Source organism: Blautia sp. SF-50, assembly GCF_900101315.1.
GTDB lineage: Bacteria > Bacillota > Clostridia > Lachnospirales > Lachnospiraceae > Blautia_A > Blautia_A fusiformis.
On record NZ_FMUW01000022.1, the window covers coordinates 17,783 to 36,394 of the forward strand.

Consider the following 18,612-nt stretch of genomic DNA (forward strand, 5'->3'; position numbering starts at 1 on the left):
ATCAAGTATATTCAAGTGAAATATATGCTTATTTCACTGTAACTGTTACCTTTTTTGTGATTCCGTTGCTGCTTACATAGATAACAGCTTTTCCTTTTTTCACACCTTTAACAACACCTTTGCTGCTTACAGTAGCAACTTTTGTATTGCTGCTTCTGTAGGTGATCTTTGCCTTTGAAGTAGCAGCTGCCTTGATGGCTGTTGTTTTCTTTGCTTTTACACTTACAACTGTTTTGGATGTGATCTTCAGGCTGCCTTTTTTTACTGTGATCCTGCAGGTTGCTTTGTAGCTTCCGCATTTTACTGTAATTGTAGCTGTTCCTGCTTTTTTTGCTGTTACTTTTCCGCCTGCGCTTACCACTGCAACGGATTTATTACTGCTTGTATAAGTAACTTTTCCGCTAACGCCTGTTTTTTCCACTTTGATCTGGCTTGTTCCACCCACAAATACAGTTTTCGCTGAAGCCGAAGCTTTTACAGCCGGCTTCTTGACTGTGATCTTGCAGGTTGCTTTATAATTTCCGCATTTCGCTGTGATCACAGCTGTACCTGCCGCCTTTGCAGTTACCTTTCCATTTGCGGCTACAGCTACAACAGATGGTTTACTGCTTGTATAGGTTACTTTTCCGGTAACACCTGCGGTCGTTGCTTTCAGCGTCACTATAGCCGGAGATCCTTTTACATAAAGCGTCTTCGCTGATGCATTCAGTTTTACAGATGGCGTTTTTACAGTAAGCTTGTACTGTGCAGTTTTTCCTGCTGCAGATGTTGCTGTGATCACGGCTGTTCCTGCTGCTTTTGCAGTTACTTTTCCGTTCTCGTCCACAGATGCAACCGTTTCATTATCGGAAGCGTATGTTACATCCTTGCAATTTTCGCCTGCTGCTTCAAGCTGTCTGGAGCTTCCGATATAAAGAACTCCTGAATTTTCTTTAAAAGCAATCGTTCCATACACCAGCTGAACAGAAACATCTGCATGACCATCACTGGAAACTCTTACTGTATAGGTTTCATTTTCCGGTCTCGCTACAGTGGAATCCAGAGCAACCACTCCATCTGTAGTTACTGCATCCTGTACAAGATATGTTGTCTCTGAAGCATGTCCGACACCTGTTGTATAGAAAACAGATACCTTCGGATTTTTGTATTTATCAAGATTTGCAAGCTTAACATGGGTGCTGTCCGTAAATTCCGGAGAAACAGCCATCTCTTCTGTTGCCTGCGGTTTAACATAAATACCATCTGCAAATTCATATACATACGCGCCGTCTGCCATAATGTACGTGATCTTGTTTACGGTTTTTCCCTCAAGACCTGTATCTTTTGCAAAGGCAACTTTATACACCTTCAGCCACATCTCGTTCATATGACGCATGCCATATTTTCCGCCGTCTGTTGTTTCCAGGATCATTCCCTGAATCCCGGAGTTAACTGCAAAATCGGAATCACTCTTTGTATTGCGGAGATATTTTGTGCTGGTTTCTTTTACATCAATCTCATAATCTCCCCAGCGAGAAGATGTTTTGAGTGTTGCCTCCGCATCTGTCACAGTTGCTTTTACATTAAATTTTGTAGCACTGTATGTTTCATCTGTATTCAGTGTTTTATACTGCCCAGGCTCTACCGTCGGAGTACGTCCCAGGGTGATCCCTGCTGCTTCTGTATATACTCCGCTTTCCGGAAGTTCTCCCGCTTCTGAAAGGATCTGCGCCTCTACATACGTTTTTGCATCTGTAGCTACATTAACCTTTTTTACTCCTGCGATCTCATAGCCATTTTCTGTCAGATTCTGAACATCTGCATTTCCGAAAACAGTACTTTTTCTGGTTGTGGCAGATGTAACGGAATCATACTTGCGGCTCGTTGCATCTCCCGCATAAAATTCCTCGTATGACAGAGATGCCGTACCGTAAAGTATTCCTGTCAGTGCCTGATGTCCATTTGCCGCCTTATAATAAATATCTGTTCCCGGGATCTGTGTATATCCATCCAACGCTCCCTTTACCCAGTAATAGGAAACATTGGAAACCGTGATCGGCTGGCCTGTCAGTGTGATATTTTTTGTCATATCCACATAATTGTCGCTTGAGATCATAACCGTGTAGATCTCATCCCCGGCCCTGGCTACACTGCTGTCAAAGGTTACCACCCCGTTCTCTGCCACTGCATGATCTACAACATATGTTGTCTTTTTACCATGACCACTTCCTGTTGTGTAGTATACGGAAACCTTAGGATTTTCATATTTGTCAAGGCCATCTACTTTAACCTGAGTTGTATTTTCTTTTACAAAAGCCGCCTGTACCTTCATTCCTGCTTCAGGCTGTTTTTTCACAAGAGGAGCTTTGTCTCCGAACTCATATACATAGGAACCGTCCGGAGTAATATAAGTCACCTTTGATATTTTTTCCCCGATAAGCCCGGATCCTGCTGAAAACGCAAGTTCGTAGGGCTGTACCCAGATTTCATAGGTATGACGAAGTCCTACCTTCTTGCCACTGGCAGTTTCAAGGATCACTCCCAGTGTATTTCCGCCTACAGCAAAATCACCCTGTCTGGAATTGCGGAGATATTTTGTGCCGGCTTCTTTTACCACCAGCATGTAATCACCCCAGATCGATGGTGCCTGAATCTGGGTGGATGCATCTGTGACCGTTGCTTTTACATCGAATTTTGTTGCACTATATGTTCCGTCTGTATTCAGAGTTTTATACTGTCCTGTTTCCTGTGACGGTGCTTCATTCAGCGTAATATCTGCTGCCTCTGTATAGACACCCTCTCTCGGAAGCTTGGAAGCAGCTTTCAGCGCCTGTGCATCTACATAGGTTTCCGCGTCCACTGCAACACTTACATTCTTCACACCCTGGATCTGATATCCGGAAGAAGTCACCTCTGTGCTGTCCTCATTAGCAAAAATCTGATTTTTACTCGTTGTTGCCGAAGTGATAGCGTCATAGCTCTCCTGAGTGGTATCCCCGGCATAAAATTCCGAATAACTTAAAGTTGTCGTTCCGTACAGTTTTCCGTTCAGAGCGGTCTGTCCATCTGCCACTTTTACATAAACGCCTGTTGTTCCTATCTGTGTATATCCCTCTGCCGGCTGCATGGACCAGAGATATTTCACTCCTGCAACAGTGATCTCAGAAGCATCCTGAAGAACCTCGCCTGCTTCTGCCATAAATGCTTCTCCATCACCGAATGCCTCTTCTGTATCCTCCTGGATCTGCGGTTCCTCTTCCTGTTGAATCTCTTCTGCTGAAATTTCTGCTACTTCTTCCTGAATAGCTTCTGCATCACTTTCTTCCGGCTCTTCCGACTGAATATCAGCTTCACCAACTTCCAGCTGGTCCTGGGAAACCGACTCCTGATCCTCGTTCTCTCCTTCTTCCTGTGCTGTCTCTCCTTGTGTTTCTTCTGACACGTCACTAAAAACTTCCGCCTCAGACGCCATTGCCGTTACCGGCACTCCTGACGCGATCACCGCTGAACTCAGAACGAGTGCAGCTGACTTCTTAAAAAGCTTCCACTTATGCATACCTGTCCTCCTCTTTGTCTTTTATATTACACGACTTTATACCAGATCATGACCTTACAGCTGCTCTGGTTAATTGAAATTTCTTCTGCAGAATATTCAACATATGTCAGTTTCCGCAGAAGTGCTCTGTCAAGCACGCTTTAGTTTGTCCAAACTAACATATCGTCATTTTATCAATGCTTAAATTATTTGTCTATACATATCTGGCAAAAAAGCCTCGCGGTTATTGTTGTTTTTTTCTCAACTAAAAATTGTTTTCAAAATATTTATATTATTATCTGATATTTCAAATAAAAAAAGTATATATTCCAAGACATCATTTCAGGAAATGCAACAGCCATTGCCATTTCCTCCGGCATTCTCAGATCATATACTTTTTTATATTTCTATATTTTTGCTTTCTTTTATGCCCAGCGGCTCTTCTGTTCTTCGCAGATGCTGTTCCACTGGCAGTTTCCACAGATTTCCTTACGTTTATCCGTCGCAAGGATTTTTTCCTGGACTTTTTTTGTAAATTCGCTGAAGTGCAATGTCTGTCCGGCCTTCAGTCCACATTTTTCCAGCACGGCATTGTCATACTCTGCCACTTTATCTCCGGCTTCGCAATGTCCGCCCAGATTATTCGGACAGGCAGAGCAGATCTCATCCGTATCCACATGAAGCCTTATTTTCTTTCCCTCCAGAAAAATCTTCAGCATCTCGGCCATATGTGCAGTAAAACCGTTACTGTAGCCTTCCCCCTTAAAATACGCCAGGCACATACCATGATGAGGGCGCAGAGGAATGACTATTTCCTCTGTGCCCTCATCAGAAGCATATGCCGTAGCACTGCTTTTATCTTGCATATTTACGTACCTTTCCTGATAAAACATAAGCCAGTGCGATCTTGATAAGATCCGGAATGATAAACGGGAACACACACCAGCCAAGAACTGCCATAAGGCCTACCGGACCTGTGCTTCTTGTGTAGGCAAACATAAACCATGCGGTTCCAAAGGCATAGCATACGATCAGTCCAACGATCATGGAAATGATCTGAACAACCGGCTTTCTGCCAAAAACGTGCTCAATTGCCCACATAACAAGTGCGGAAAAGATAAATCCAATGATATATCCACCTGCATTTCCGAGAAGAGCTCCAATGCCTCCGGAAAATCCTGCAAAAACCGGAACTCCTACTGCTCCAAGAAGAACGTAAACCAGAACTGCCAGAGTTCCTCTTTTTCCTCCAAGCACACCAACTGCCATAAATACTCCAAATGTCTGCAGAGTAAACGGTACCTGTGCCGGAATGGAAATCCATGAGCAAACTGCCATCACTACTGCAAAAACTGCAATGTAAACAAGATCATACGTCTTGCTTCTGCCTGCTGCCACTGTTGTCATAATAATCTGTATCCTTTCTTTCCTTTTCTGCTTTTCCTGTCGGAAGATCATTCCTGTCCTTTATAAATGATATCCGCTCTTTCGCTGTTAACAATTTAACACAGCAGGATTTGAATGTCAACTTAATTTTATTTTTTAAGTTTACATTTTACAATGCCGTTTACTACTATGTAAACCTGCCATTTACAAATGATATTGTCAATTTTCACTTTCAAATTCCCCTCTCTGATGCTATACTGAAACCAATGAGTTTTCAGCAAAAAGGGGGATTTTTCCACATGGATATACACGATATTCATAACATCAGCACCAACTGCACACGTACTGAATTTGTAGGGACCGCAGTCCTTGACACAATCGGACTCGTGATCTCCGGAGTTGATGATTCTCTGCTTAAAAAGATGAACATAGGTACCCAATACCACTGTCTGGGGCTTTTCAGTTCCCGAACAGGCGCTGCCGGCCAGATCACAGCTATTGACGATGCAGTAAAAGCCACAAATACAGAAGTCCTTTCCATTGAACTTCCAAGAGACACCAAGGGCTGGGGTGGTCACGGAAACTATATCGTCCTTGGCGGAAATGATGTATCCGACGTGCGTCACGCCATTTCTCTGGCTCTGGAACTGACTAACAAATATGCAGGTGAGGTCTACATCAGCGAATCCGGCCACCTGGAGTTTGCTTTTTCCGCAAGTGCAGGTCCTGCTATCCATAAAGCCTTCGGCACACCTCTGGGTGAAGCATTTGGTTTCATGGCAGGTTCTCCGGCTGCTATCGGTCTTGTGATGGCAGATAATGCCGTGAAATCCGCAGCAGTATCCATTACACAATATATGACTCCGAATATCGGTACCAGTCATTCCAATGAAGTGATCATCGCCATCTCCGGTGATGCCAGTGCTGTAAAAGCTGCTGTACTGGAAGGCCGTCAGACAGGCCTTGAGCTTCTCATCGGTATGGGAACCTATCCGGAGATCCCGGGTACGCCGTATCTGTAAAATCTCCGGATTGCAGGAAATTTGTGAATTTCCACACACTACACTTCACGAAACACATATCTGCGTCATGCATACAAAAGCAGCGCTGCAAGGATCAGCATACGATCCTGCAGCGCTGTATTTCTCTTAAATATTCTCCTCTGGATTTTCCCGGATCAGCCCACCTGATATACATCTGCAGACTGAAGTCCGAAGCTTAATGCCTCAGAATGGCTTCCACAATAGATATCCACATGTCCGTAAGGAGTTCCCAGATCCTCTACCGTATAAACAGTGCCGTTGATCAGAAGCTTGGTCCCAAACGGAACACCTGCCATAGCAACGGTACGTCCTGCTGTCGGAACTGTTCCGCTGGCTGTAAGATTGCCGGCTGTACCGCAGCACTGTGCACAGTTGCAGTATGCGGTCAGTGTAAAGTTTCCAAGATATGTTCCCTGACTGGAAGAACCGGAATCGGACGTATCCGCAGAGGCATCTTCCGTCTCCTCGGAAGCTGTCTCATCATTGGAAACCTCCTCAGAAACCTCCTCCTGGGAGCTGTCCTCGGAAACATCTTCGGAACTTCCGGACTGTACATCATCCGCTTCCTCTTCCTCCTCTACAACAATGTCTGTACTTGTAGAGCTACTGGAAGACTCGGTTGTATCCTCCTCCGGATCATAGCCATAATCATCGTCAGAATCAGCCTCTTCACTGTCCTCGTTATCCTGATCGGCTTCTTCCTGGGCTGCCGCTTCTGCTGCCTGTCTCTCAGCCTCTGCTGCCGCTTCAGCCTTAGCTTTCTCTTCTGCAGCCTTCTCCGCCTCTGCCTGCTGTACCAGAGCGGTAATACTGCTGTCTGCATTACTGATATCTGCCATCAGCTGCTGAGCCTCTTCCTGGCTGGCGCTGATCTGGTTTACATAAGAGTTAATATCATCGCTTGTGCTGGAAGCCATGGACTGCACTTCCTGCTGTTTAGCTGCACGCTCCGTCATCAGATCATCGATCTCTGCGGACTCCGTCTCAACCTTTTTCTCATTCTCCTGGATATTCTTCTGAAGACTCACATATTTATCCAGCATGTCTCTGTCGTATGTAGAAATCTGTATCGCATTCTCCGCGCGATTGAGGAATTCTGCAAGGCTTTCGGAAGAAAGCAGTGTCTCCAGTGCGGAAGTTCCGGCATTTTCATACATATATGCGATTCGAAGCTTCATGGATTCATACTGATCTGCAGAAGCTTTCTTTGCTTTTTTCAGTTCTTTTTTTACTTTATTTAATTCATCTTCCTTCTCAGCAGCCTGGATACTAAGCTCAGAAATGCTGTTGGTAAGATCCTCATACTGTGCGTTTAAATCAGCCAGATAGCTCTCCAGCTCCTGCTTCTTGCTCTCCAGTGTGCCGATGCTGCTCTGTACCTGCGCAAGACCCTCCTCAGCGGCCTGTTTCTCCGCCTGTGCCTCTGCGATCGCAGCGTCTGTACCTGATGCATATACGGTGCTTCCCATGGAAAGGGTCAGCATACCTGTAAGCAGTAATGTGAAAACTTTTCTATTCTTCATATAAACACCTTTCGTCCTTTCATGGATTCTAGTATAACACATTTTTCATAAAAAGCAATAATTTTATTTTATTTCTGTAACAAATACGTAATAATTTAAATTTTTATGAACTGAAAAGCGTTTTTTTGTTTTCCGGAGCATAAAAAAACTGCCCTCTCACAGATTTATCTGTAAAACGGCAGTTTTTATTCTATGCTGTTTCAATCCAAAGATCATCAGCTACGAGAATACTTCTCTGATGTAATCCCCCCTGAAGCTACTTCTCTTACTCCGCAGCCTCCATAAGAACCTCATTCTCAGCTTCCTCAGCCATTACTTCCTGATACTTGTCCAGGATGATCGTCTGGATCTGCTCTCTTGTTGCTGAATTGATCGGATGTGCGATGTCACGATATTCACCGTCGCTTGCCTTACGGCTTGGCATTGCGATGAACAGCCCCTTCTCACCTTCGATCACCTTGATGTCATGTACCACAAACTCATCATCTATTGTGACAGACACAACGGCCTTCATTTTCCCTTCTTTTGCTACCTTCCTCACACGTACATCTGTAATATTCATTGCTACTTGCCCCTTTCATTTCGCTAACCGTATCTGCGGAAAACTGATCTTCCGCATTTATAATACGTAGCGTTCGTTTTTCTCTACGACGATCTTCACTTCTCCTTCTTCGCCGCAGTAATATGAATTCGCCCGGATGGTATCCCGGCTCTCAACAATGCAATTCTCAATATGCGTATTATCTCCAAGATATACGTCATTAAGGATCACAGAGTTTTTGATCACACAGTTATTTCCTACAAATACATCACGGAACAGAACAGAATTCTCCACGGTTCCGTTGATGATACATCCGCTGGACACCAGACTGTTCTTCACAGTTGCACCCGGATTGTACTTAGCAGGAGGTACATCTGCGATCTTGGTTTTGATCGCCGGCTCCTGTTTGAAGAAATAGTTCCGGATCTCCGGTTTCAGGAAATCCATATTTGTCTGATAATAAGCCTCTGCAGTAGAGATATTATTCCAGTAGTTATCGATCTTATATCCGTAAATCCTCTTCAGATTTTTGTAACGGATAAGAATATCATTTACAAAATCATGCCTTCCTTCCTGGGCAGCACGCTCGATCAGTTCGATCAGCTGCCTTCTTCGGATGACATAGATACCAGTAGATACCGTATTATAGGAGGAAACGATCGGTTTCTCCTCAAATTCCTCGATCCGACAGTCCTCATTCATGCGAAGAACACCAAATCTCTCAACCTGGCTCTGATCCTTGCATGTAGTACATACAACGGTAACATCTGCCCGCTTTGCGATATGATACTCCAGGACTTTATTGTAATCCAGCTTGTAGATTCCATCGCCGGAAGCGATCACCGCATAGGGTTCATGACTGTTCTTTAAAAAGCTCAGGTTCTGATAGATCGCATCTGCAGTACCCTGATACCATAAGCTGTTATCTCTGGTAATGGTTGGAGTAAAGACATAAAGTCCTCCCTGTTTTCTTCCGAAATCCCACCATTTGGATGAACTTAAATGCTCATTAAGGGAACGGGCATTATACTGTGTCAGCACAGCAACCTTCTGGATATGTGAATTTGCCATGTTGCTGAGGGCAAAGTCGATCGCGCGGTAACTTCCTGCAATAGGCATTGCCGCGATTGCTCTTTTGTTTGATAATTCTCTCATGCGGTTATTATTACCGCCTGCCAAAATAATACCTATCGCTCTCATTCTTTCCCACCGTCCTTTGCTGCAATTACCTGGCCGGCTGCCAGTTCTCCGTCAGGGTAGTCTTCTTTTGTTGTAACACCGGCGATAGCGGTATTCTTACCGATTTTGACACTGTCCGGAATCACGCTGTTTTCGCCGATAGCCACAAGTCCAAAGGAATATACAGCCGGTTTCAGAACATTCGGTACCTCCTCGCCGCATCCGATCACAACATTATTTCCGATGACAACATCTTCTGCCACGATGGCTTTATCCATAACAACGTTCTCACCAACTGCTGTATTCTTCATGATAATAGAATCACGGATCACACTGCCCTTGCCGATGATAACATTCGGACCGATCACTGAATTATGTACTTCACCATAGATTTCTGTTCCCTCACCGATGATACACTTGTCCACAACTGCATCTGCGGAAATATACTGTGGCGGGATCACATCTCCCTTGGTGTAGATCCTCCAGAATTCCTCATAAAGATTAAACTCCGGAATGATATCGATCAGCTCCATATTTGCTTCCCAGTAAGAACCAAGAGTTCCTACATCTTTCCAGTAGCCGTTGTACTCATAAGCAAAAAGGCGCTGCCCCTTCTCTTTACAGTACGGAAGGATATGTTTACCGAAGTCACAGCCATTCTGATCCTTCAGGGCGATCAGTGCTTCCTTCAGAACCGGCCATGAGAAAATATAGATACCCATGGATGCAAGATTGCTGCTTGGATGCTCCGGCTTCTCCTCAAACTCAGTAATACGGCTGCTCTCATCAGTAACCATAATACCAAAACGGCTGGCTTCCTCAATGGGAACCGGCATACACGCGATCGTAATATCTGCCTTGTTCGCCTTGTGGAAATCCAGCATCACTTCGTAATCCATCTTATAGATATGGTCACCGGAAAGGATCAGTACATAATCCGGGTTATACTGCTCCATATAAGCCAGATTCTGATAGATCGCATTGGCAGTTCCTGTGTACCATTCACTGCTTGTGCTCTTCTCATACGGAGGAAGGACTGTGACACCGCCTTCATTGCGGTCAAGATCCCACGGAATACCGATACCGATATGTGTATTCAGGCGGAGAGGCTGGTACTGTGTCAGCACACCCACCGTGTCAATTCCCGAGTTAATACAATTGCTCAGTGGAAAATCGATGATACGATATTTACCACCAAAAGCGACTGCCGGCTTTGCAACCTTTTCTGTCAAAACTCCTAACCTGCTGCCTTGCCCACCGGCCAAGAGCATGGCAATCATCTCTTTCTTAATCATGCGATCACCTCTTGTATGTTATGATTATTCCATTATAGCATACTTTACTGTGTTAGTGAACATTTTTTACAATTATTTTAGCTGTATTTTACTTTTTTTATCGCTATTGTATATTATAAATTGGTAAGACTCATCATTTTTTTCATTCCTCTGGTAATTTTCAACATTTTTCGATGTTATTTTCTGGTTACTTTTATATTCCGGAAAAAACCGCTTTTTTAGCCAAAAGAACCACTTTTCAATTGTTTCTGTTGGCGTTATAATAAAACAGACAAAAGAGCTACGAAAATAACATATATATAAGGAGATTATTATGTATCAGATAGACTTTCATAAACCGCTCCATATTCATTTCATCGGGATCGGAGGCATCAGCATGAGCGGCCTTGCCGAGATCCTTCTGGAAGAAAATTTCCGGATTTCCGGTTCCGATGCCAAATCCAGCCCGCTGACCCGCACACTGGAAGAACGTGGCGCTGTGATCTATTACGGACAGCGCGCTTCCAACATCAAGGATGATGTAGATGTGGTTGTCTATACAGCAGCGATCCACCCGGACAACCCGGAATTTGCCTGTGCGAAAGAAAAAGGGCTTCCAATGCTCACCCGCGCAGAGCTTCTGGGACAGATCATGCGGAACTACGATACACCGATCGCAATTTCCGGAACCCACGGAAAAACCACTACTACTTCCATGGTTTCCCATATCCTTCTTGAGGGTGACTGTGATCCTACCATCAGTGTTGGCGGAATCCTTCCTGCTATCCACGGAAACATCCGCGTTGGAAATTCTGAGACCTTTATCACAGAGGCATGCGAATACACCAACAGCTTTTTAAGCTTCTTCCCTAAGATCAGTGTGATCCTGAACATGGATGCCGATCATCTGGATTTCTTCAAGGACATCGATGACATTCGCCATTCCTTCCGGAAATTTGCAGAGCTTCTCCCTGCTGACGGTACTCTGATCATCAACGCCGACACACCGGAGTATGAGACGATCACCCGGGAGCTTCCATGCAATGTTCTTACCTATGGTCTGGAGCACGATGCCGATTACACCGCAGCAGACATTACCTGGGATAAATACGGACATCCTTCCTTCTCCGTTCTCTTCCGGGGCAAAAAGATCGGCAGCTATTATCTGCGTGTACCGGGTATCCACAACGTATCCAATGCACTGGCCGCCATTGCCGTAGGACGCCTTCTGGACCTTCCGGATGATGTGATCGTCAAAGGTCTCGGAAGCTTTACCGGTACAGACCGTCGTTTCCAGTATAAAGGTGAGATCGGCGGTATCACCATCATTGATGATTACGCGCATCATCCAACCGAGATCGAGGCAACCCTTCATGCTGCAAAGAATTATCCGCATCAGAAGGTATGGTGTGTATTCCAGCCTCATACCTACACACGTACCAAAGCTCTTCTTCCGGAATTTGCAAAAGCGCTGACTCTGGCCGATCATGTTGTACTGGCTGATATTTATGCCGCACGTGAAACAGACAATCTTGGTATTTCTTCCCAGGATCTCCAGAAACAGATCCAGGAACTTGGAACCCCCTGCGAATATTTCCCGACTTTTGATGAGATCGAGAGCTTCCTCTTAAAAAGTTGTGCACATGGTGATTTGTTGATAACTATGGGCGCCGGAGACGTTGTAAATATTGGAGAACACCTTCTCGGAAAATAATTATCCACATTATCCACATGCTTATGCACATTTCAGACGTGCCTGGCATGTGGATTTTTTTGTGTATAACCTACTTGACATAATTCAACAGCCAAATTCAACAAATACCGCATTTTTCTTACAAAATTAAGGTTTTTGTTAGTTGCTGATAATGTTATCCTCAAAGTTTTCCACACTATCCACATTTTCCACATGGAAATTAGTGCACAACTTCTGTGAAAATAGACTATTCTCAAGTAAAAGCGGTTGTGCTATAATCCTTTTTAGCATGGCGGACTTTGGGATATCACCTGAAATATCTGCTGTATTTTAGAAAGGGAGCTGCTGATCATGAGCCTGATTTCACTTCAGAATTCCTCTGAACTGGAGGTAACGATTCTTTCCAATCGCTTTATTGACAATTTCATGCCTCGTGCCAACGGGGAGTTCGTAAAGGTATATATCTACCTTCTCCGGATGGTATCTGCCGCTCCTTCTTCTTTCAGCCTGGAGCATATGGCAGACAGCCTTTTCTGCACGGAAAGAGATATTTCCCGTGCGCTGAAATACTGGGAAGGCGAGAAACTGATCGCATTAACCTATACTGCAGATCAGAAGCTTTCCGGGATCACTTTGCTGGAACCCTTTGCGGATACCGGTCATAGAGAGAGCAGCGCTTCCGTAGATACTTTCACCGGTTCCGGCAATTCTGCTTCCGTTTCCGGGAACGCGGATCCGGGAGTCCCAAGCTCCGCTGATTACATTCTCAGTCTCACTCCTGACCGGATCAGAGAACTTAAGCAAAACGAAGAGATCAGTCAGCTTCTCTATATCACAGAGCAGTATCTGACCAAAACACTGACGCCTACAGAAATGCAGAAGATCCTTTTTTTCTATGATGAACTCCATATGTCTGCGGATCTCATCGAATATCTGGTGGAATACTGTGTTTCCAGAGGCCGCAAGAGTATGCGTTATATTGAAACTGTTGCACTCGCCTGGGCAAAAGACGGTATCACCACCGTCGAGATGGCCCGGGATGCCAGCTCCCGTTTTTCCAAGGATTATTACACGATCCTGAAGGCTATGGGGATCAGCGGCCGCAATCCTGTTGATAACGAGATCACTTACATTGATACCTGGCGTAAGACCTACGGTTTTGATCTGGAGCTGATCCAGGAAGCCTGCAGCCGTACTGTCCTTTCCACCGGACAGCCCAGTTTCCAATATGCAGATAAGATCCTCTCCGGCTGGAAAAAGAAAAACGTACATACGCTGGAGGATATCCGGCTTCTGGATGCCGCACACAAAAAACGCCAGCTTGAGAAGTCCGTTTCCAGGAAGAAGCAGCCCCAGACTCAGCCTCAGAATAGCAACCGCTTCAATAATTTCCACCAGCGTGATTATGATTTTGCGGAATATGAGAAACGTCTTTTAAATAATCAGTAACAGAACCTGGAAGGAGCGCTTTATGCCTTTACAGAATTTTCAATATGATACTATAATGAGAGAATACAGCCGCCGGCAGGCACAGAACCACCGTATTCTGGAGGAGCACACAGCCGAAGCCTACGGAAAGATCCCCCGTCTGAAAGAGATCGATGACGAGGTGGCAACTTTAAGTGCTGACAAAGTCCGTCGCCTTTTAAACGGCGAAGAAAAGGGGACTTCGGATCTGAAGGCAGCCATCCAGGAGCTTTCCGATGAACGGATCACCCTTCTTGTTGCAAACGGCTTTCCCGGAGACTATCTTGAGATGCCTTACACCTGCCCTGACTGTCAGGATACCGGCTATATCGGCAGCCGAAAATGCACCTGTTTTAAAAAAGCTGAGATCGAACTGCTTTATGCACAGTCCAATCTGAATGAAATTCTCGAAAAAGAGAATTTTGACAGCTTTTCATTTGACTATTATTCTGCTACAATAAAAAACGAAGCCACGGGACTGTCTGCCCTGGAAACAGCCAGACGGGCCTATGACACTGCACAGCGCTTTGTGCAGAACTTCGACCATAAATTTGAAAACCTGTTTTTATATGGTGATACCGGTGTGGGAAAAACCTTTCTTTCACACTGCATCGCCCGAGAGCTTCTCAGATCCACCCACTGTGTCCTGTACTTTTCCGCCTACGATCTTTTTGATATGATGGCTACGAATTCTTTTTCCCGAAAAGATACCGGCACAGACGAGGAACTGATCTATGACTGTGATCTTCTGATCATTGATGACCTGGGAACGGAGCTTACTAACAGTTTCGTATCTTCACAGCTTTTTCTCTGTCTCAATGAGCGGATCATGCGCAGGAAATCCACGATCATTTCCACGAATCTGACGCTCAAAAATTTCTCGGATACCTATTCCGAGAGAACATTTTCCCGAATTGCCAGCAACTATCAGATGATATCGTTGATCGGGAAAGACATCCGTATACAGAAAATATTTTTAGGAGGAAATTAAAATGGCACAGGTAAATACAAAAGATTTTTCCACACTCCCGGTAGGAAGACTTGGACTGATTCCCCTTCAGAGCTGCAGCTCATTAGGCGCGAAGGTGAATGACTGGCTGGTCAAATGGCGTGCCGAAAGACAGTATCCTGGAATGGACTCCTTTGCATTCGAGGGATACAAGCGCGATTCTTACATTATTGACGCCAAGACTCCACGTTTCGGCTCCGGTGAGGGTAAATGCACCATCAACGAATCTGTCCGCGGTGATGATATCTACGTAATGGTAGATGTAACAAATTACAGCTTATCCTATCCGATCGGACCTTACACGAATCTTATGTCCCCGGATGATCATTTCCAGGATATGAAGCGTGTTATCGCCGCTGTAGGCGGAAAAGCCCGCAGAGTCAACGTGATCATGCCATATCTCTATGAGAGTCGCCAGGACAAACGTGTCGGAAGAGAGTCTCTTGACTGTGCCAATGCACTTCATGAGCTGATCGATATGGGTGTTGAGAATATCATCACCTTTGATGCACATGATTCCCGTGTACAGAATGCGACTCCTCTTCATGGTTTTGAGACTGTACAGCCATCCTACCAGTTCATCAAGGCTCTTCTTAATAATGAAAAGGGACTTCATATCGACAAGGATCATTTCATGACGATCAGCCCGGACGAAGGAAGCATGAACCGTGCGATCTATCTCGCCAATGTCCTCGGTGTTGATATGGGTATGTACTATAAACGTCTGGATTACTCAAGATATGTAAACGGCCGTCATCCGATCGCAGCATATGAATTCCTCGGACCAAAGATCGAGGGCAAGGATATGATCCTGATCGATGATATGATCTCCTCCGGTGATACGATCATTAAGATTGCGTCTCTCCTGAAAGAGAAAGGAGCAGGCAGAGTTTACATCTGCTCTACCTTCGGATTCTTTACCGATGGTCTTGATAAATTTGACGATGCTTACAAGAAGGGCTACTTCGACAAGCTCCTTACTACTAACCTGGTTTATCAGTCACCGGAGCTTCTTGAGAAGCCATACTACATCAGCTGCGATATGAGTAAATATATTGCTCTGATCATTGATACGCTGAACCATGATACCTCTGTCAGCCACCTTCTGAATCCGGTAGACAGAATCAAACGCTGCGTAACAAATTACATGAGCCAGCATGAGAAATAAATAAATCATAACGCACGCAAAGCGGCTGCACCTTCTGAGAACGATATAACAGTTTCTCAGAAAGCGCAGCCGCTTTATATTTCTGTAACAGACGGATATCCATGATCCGCATCTGCTGTCTGCTTTGCTTTTGATCTTTATGCTGAAATCTTCCTGCAAAAGCTCACATAGGAAGCTTCTGATAGGGAATCCTCTCTTTATCCAGGATCTCCATTTCTCTTTTATGGCAGGTACTTATGATCACCTGTCTGTTTTCTTTATGCAGCCACCTGAGAGCCGCTGCAAGACGTTCTTCATCATACATGCCAAATACATCATCCAGGATCACAGGGAACGGTTCCTCTTTGCAGAAAAGCTCTCCTGCTGCCATACGAAGGGCAAAATAAATCTGCTCCAGTGTCCCGCGGCTCAGTCTCTCAATGGATACGATACGCTCCCCTGTGTTCACAGACATATGCAGTGCCTCATCCATCAGAACCTCCTGGTATCTGCCACCGGTGATCTCACTTAATATCTCAGATGTACGTTTTTTCAGACGGACCCCTACCTGATCCGTAATGTTTCCGGAAAGTGCCTCAATCGTCTCCATAGCCATATTCAGCGCCTGGATCTCCGTTTCCTCCGGAGTGATCACTTCTGTGTTTTCTTCACATTCCGTCAACTCTGCCTGCAGGTTCTCCAGCGCTGTATGCTTCTCTTCGTAGTCACTGTCCAAACTGTTTCGGTTCCAGGTCAGCTCCTCATGTCTGGAATGCCAGCGCTCTCTCTGACGTTCTCTCTTATTCAGCTCCCTGCTGAGCCGTATGCGAAAAAACAATGCCGCTACAGAAATCGCCGCAGTTGCCACGCCTGCCAGAACGCTGAAAATGACCTGCCCGGAAAAAGCTGCCAGGCAGCCGGTACCGGCAATCCCACCAAGCAGCACAACTGCCAGAACTGCATCCGTCAGCTCCCGTCTTCTTTTTACACGATCGATCCGAAGCTCAAGAAGATCCTCAGTACTCCGTTCTCTGGTCCCTATGTTCATCCCGTCCTGCTGCTGCATGATCCGATCACGCTTCTCATCCAGTTCACGGATCTCTCTGCGGATATATTCCATGTTTGCGGAAATCTTTTCTTTTTCCTTTTCCAGCTCCTTTTTTCGCCGGGCCGCTTCTGTCAGATATCCTTTTCTGGACATTTTCAGCATCTGCATGGCTCGTCCCATGTCAATGGAACTGTCACCGGTTCCCTGATAGCTGGCCATGTAATTCTGCAGTTCACGTACGAGATCTTTTCCTGTAACGCTTTTCAGCTGTGCCACAGACACCGTATTATCATAAACTGCCTCACTTACATTTCCCAGAATAGTCCCAAGAGCTCCCTGTTCCGCATCCACAAGACTGCCATCATCTTCACAGAGAAGCTCTCCCAGCTTCTTTTCTTTATAAAAATTCCTGGTAAGACGATACTTCTTCCCCTTACTGGTAAACCACATGATCCCACCATATTCTGCCGGATTTTCCCATGGTTCATATTTTGTATATGTATCGTTCAGAGCAGCCTTTCCCCGCAGTCTGCGAACGCCGTAAAACATGGAGCGGATAAATGTATGTGTGGTAGTTTTTCCACTCTCATTTTCACCGTAAAGTACGTTGATCCCAGGCGAAAGCTCCATATCCTTGTCCCGGATCTTCCCGAAATTTTTTATTTTTAAACGTCTGATAACCATCTTATGCTATCCTCCTGTGCTGCCCCTTTATCGCCGGCTGCCTGTCTCAAGCAATGCCTGAAGCCCATAATACAGCGCCTTTTTTTCCACGGTATCCATACCCTTTTTGGCCAAAAAATAGCCGATATAATCACCGATCAGAGTACCGCTGTAGCGTTTGTAGAGCTCACCAAGATCATACGCCGGCCAAGATTCATCCACAACATCGGTAACATTTCCGAGACTTTTCAGTTTCTCAGGGATCAGAAGAAGATCCGGCGAACGCATTCCCTGAAGAACGATCCTGTAGATATTCCTTCCTCCTCTGCGGAAAATCTGGGATTTTACCGCTTCTTCCAGAGATATCTGTGTAGTTTCCTCGTGAAGTGTCATTACCAGCTGCTGATAGGAACGACAGGCAAAGGGAACGAACTCTGTACGGATCCTTCCGTTGATCAGCCGTCCCTCCATATATCCATGTTCCCCTGTATCATTCCTGTCAATGGGCTCCAGAGCCCCGGAAAAGGCCGCCTGGTCACGGATCAGGATCTGCGGCTTGTGGATATGCCCTAACGCCACATAATCGAAGCCTGACGCCGCCAGAGCTGCTGCACTGAGAGGAATATGCTTCTCATCGCCGCCATGGGCCAGCAGAATATGGATTCCTTCTTTCTGGACAGGGACAGCCTGATCATAAAGTCCGTCTTTTATTTCCCGGTCATAGTAACTCAGTCCATATACATAGACATCAAGCCTGGGATCTTTAACGCAGGTCAGTTCCCTGCTCCTGAAAAATATAACATTGGAATTCCACTCAAACGTATTATAAAAAGAATCTCTGCTTATAAAATCATGATTTCCTGCCATCAGATACACTCTGGTATCCGGGATGGTGGAAAACAGATAATTTACTTCCTTAAGCTCTCTCATAAGAGGCTGGCGGTGGAACAGATCTCCGGATATAAATAGCAAATCCACCGGATCTTCGCGGATGCCCGCAATAACCCGGCGGAAAGTGCTCCAGATTTCTTCCTCCCGCTCTTTGCTCCACGGGCAGCCCCTGTCGGGAACCGCGCCCAGATGCACGTCTGCAAGATGAATAAATCTCATAATGTTCTCCCTTGT

The 18,612-nt window shown here is 45.4% G+C and carries 14 protein-coding genes; 5 read left to right on the top strand and 9 right to left on the bottom strand.

Features of this window, described 5'->3' with window-relative positions; translation table 11 throughout:
* Positions 1 to 28: 28 nt before the first annotated feature.
* The 3 genes from BLP57_RS12875 to BLP57_RS12885 form a co-directional block, all read right to left on the bottom strand.
* On the bottom strand, positions 29 to 3,535 hold the full coding sequence (locus tag BLP57_RS12875) for an Ig-like domain-containing protein (RefSeq protein ID WP_092072231.1): 3,507 nt from the start codon (positions 3,533 to 3,535) through the stop codon (positions 29 to 31).
* Positions 3,536 to 3,939: 404 nt separating this feature from the next.
* A complete protein-coding gene (locus BLP57_RS12880; protein ID WP_092072233.1) occupies positions 3,940 to 4,380 on the bottom strand; it encodes a DUF1284 domain-containing protein in 441 nt (146 codons plus the stop codon).
* Positions 4,370 to 4,921: a biotin transporter BioY gene (locus BLP57_RS12885; protein WP_015525656.1), complete on the bottom strand. Its 552-nt coding sequence runs from the start codon at positions 4,919 to 4,921 to the stop codon at positions 4,370 to 4,372. Before BLP57_RS12885 ends, BLP57_RS12880 begins: the two co-directional genes overlap by 11 nt.
* Before the next feature lie 278 nt (positions 4,922 to 5,199).
* Between BLP57_RS12885 and pduB the strand changes: the two genes are divergently transcribed.
* Complete coding sequence (gene pduB / locus BLP57_RS12890) at positions 5,200 to 5,922, top strand: microcompartment protein PduB (protein ID WP_175442985.1); 723 nt, start codon at positions 5,200 to 5,202, stop codon at positions 5,920 to 5,922.
* Between the two features lie 155 nt (positions 5,923 to 6,077).
* Here pduB and BLP57_RS12895 read toward each other — a convergent pair whose 3' ends face one another.
* The 4 genes from BLP57_RS12895 to BLP57_RS12910 form a co-directional block, all read right to left on the bottom strand.
* The gene (locus BLP57_RS12895) at positions 6,078 to 7,466 is read right to left on the bottom strand and encodes a PcsB-like coiled-coil domain-containing protein (protein WP_021652858.1); all 1,389 of its coding nucleotides are present in this window, start codon (positions 7,464 to 7,466) and stop codon (positions 6,078 to 6,080) included.
* Between the two features lie 265 nt (positions 7,467 to 7,731).
* Positions 7,732 to 8,028 (bottom strand): septation regulator SpoVG, encoded by a 297-nt coding sequence (gene spoVG / locus BLP57_RS12900; RefSeq protein ID WP_015525652.1) that lies wholly within the window; start codon positions 8,026 to 8,028, stop codon positions 7,732 to 7,734.
* Positions 8,029 to 8,085: 57 nt separating this feature from the next.
* Positions 8,086 to 9,207 (bottom strand): glucose-1-phosphate adenylyltransferase subunit GlgD, encoded by a 1,122-nt coding sequence (gene glgD, locus BLP57_RS12905; protein ID WP_021652857.1) that lies wholly within the window; start codon positions 9,205 to 9,207, stop codon positions 8,086 to 8,088.
* Positions 9,204 to 10,481 carry a glucose-1-phosphate adenylyltransferase gene (locus BLP57_RS12910; protein ID WP_015525650.1) on the bottom strand — a complete coding sequence of 426 codons (1,278 nt, stop codon included), beginning with the start codon at positions 10,479 to 10,481 and terminating at the stop codon, positions 9,204 to 9,206. Before BLP57_RS12910 ends, glgD begins: the two co-directional genes overlap by 4 nt.
* Positions 10,482 to 10,794: 313 nt before the next feature.
* Here BLP57_RS12910 and murC point away from each other — a divergent pair, with 313 nt between their 5' ends.
* The 4 genes from murC (at position 10,795) to BLP57_RS12930 (ending at position 15,797) form a co-directional block, all read left to right on the top strand.
* Entirely contained in the window at positions 10,795 to 12,174 is a 1,380-nt protein-coding gene (gene murC / locus BLP57_RS12915; protein ID WP_021652856.1) for a UDP-N-acetylmuramate--L-alanine ligase, read from the top strand.
* A 330-nt stretch (positions 12,175 to 12,504) separates the two neighbouring features.
* Positions 12,505 to 13,602: a DnaD domain protein gene (locus BLP57_RS12920; RefSeq protein WP_092072236.1), complete on the top strand. Its 1,098-nt coding sequence runs from the start codon at positions 12,505 to 12,507 to the stop codon at positions 13,600 to 13,602.
* Between the two features lie 22 nt (positions 13,603 to 13,624).
* Positions 13,625 to 14,611 carry an ATP-binding protein gene (locus BLP57_RS12925; protein ID WP_092072239.1) on the top strand — a complete coding sequence of 329 codons (987 nt, stop codon included), beginning with the start codon at positions 13,625 to 13,627 and terminating at the stop codon, positions 14,609 to 14,611.
* A 1-nt stretch (position 14,612) separates the two neighbouring features.
* Positions 14,613 to 15,797, top strand: coding sequence for a ribose-phosphate pyrophosphokinase (locus BLP57_RS12930; RefSeq protein ID WP_015525646.1), 1,185 nt, complete (start codon positions 14,613 to 14,615; stop codon positions 15,795 to 15,797).
* Positions 15,798 to 15,960: 163 nt separating this feature from the next.
* Here the strand turns inward: BLP57_RS12930 and BLP57_RS12935 are convergent, their stop codons facing one another.
* Together BLP57_RS12935 and BLP57_RS12940 are read right to left on the bottom strand one after the other, a co-directional pair.
* Positions 15,961 to 17,508, bottom strand: coding sequence for an ATP-binding protein (locus BLP57_RS12935; RefSeq protein ID WP_092072242.1), 1,548 nt, complete (start codon positions 17,506 to 17,508; stop codon positions 15,961 to 15,963).
* A gap of 27 nt (positions 17,509 to 17,535) precedes the next feature.
* Positions 17,536 to 18,597, bottom strand: coding sequence for a metallophosphoesterase family protein (locus BLP57_RS12940; protein WP_015525644.1), 1,062 nt, complete (start codon positions 18,595 to 18,597; stop codon positions 17,536 to 17,538).
* Positions 18,598 to 18,612: the final 15 nt, after the last annotated feature.

Coding starts and splice junctions, on each gene's coding strand:
- BLP57_RS12875 (WP_092072231.1), bottom strand. CDS start 3,535: ATGCATAAGTGGAAGCTTTTTAAGAAGTCAGCTGCACTCGTTCTGAGT.
- BLP57_RS12880 (WP_092072233.1), bottom strand. CDS start 4,380: ATGCAAGATAAAAGCAGTGCTACGGCATATGCTTCTGATGAGGGCACA.
- BLP57_RS12885 (WP_015525656.1), bottom strand. CDS start 4,921: ATGACAACAGTGGCAGCAGGCAGAAGCAAGACGTATGATCTTGTTTAC.
- pduB (WP_175442985.1), top strand. CDS start 5,200: ATGGATATACACGATATTCATAACATCAGCACCAACTGCACACGTACT.
- BLP57_RS12895 (WP_021652858.1), bottom strand. CDS start 7,466: ATGAAGAATAGAAAAGTTTTCACATTACTGCTTACAGGTATGCTGACC.
- spoVG (WP_015525652.1), bottom strand. CDS start 8,028: ATGAATATTACAGATGTACGTGTGAGGAAGGTAGCAAAAGAAGGGAAA.
- glgD (WP_021652857.1), bottom strand. CDS start 9,207: ATGAGAGCGATAGGTATTATTTTGGCAGGCGGTAATAATAACCGCATG.
- BLP57_RS12910 (WP_015525650.1), bottom strand. CDS start 10,481: ATGATTAAGAAAGAGATGATTGCCATGCTCTTGGCCGGTGGGCAAGGC.
- murC (WP_021652856.1), top strand. CDS start 10,795: ATGTATCAGATAGACTTTCATAAACCGCTCCATATTCATTTCATCGGG.
- BLP57_RS12920 (WP_092072236.1), top strand. CDS start 12,505: ATGAGCCTGATTTCACTTCAGAATTCCTCTGAACTGGAGGTAACGATT.
- BLP57_RS12925 (WP_092072239.1), top strand. CDS start 13,625: ATGCCTTTACAGAATTTTCAATATGATACTATAATGAGAGAATACAGC.
- BLP57_RS12930 (WP_015525646.1), top strand. CDS start 14,613: ATGGCACAGGTAAATACAAAAGATTTTTCCACACTCCCGGTAGGAAGA.
- BLP57_RS12935 (WP_092072242.1), bottom strand. CDS start 17,508: ATGGTTATCAGACGTTTAAAAATAAAAAATTTCGGGAAGATCCGGGAC.
- BLP57_RS12940 (WP_015525644.1), bottom strand. CDS start 18,597: ATGAGATTTATTCATCTTGCAGACGTGCATCTGGGCGCGGTTCCCGAC.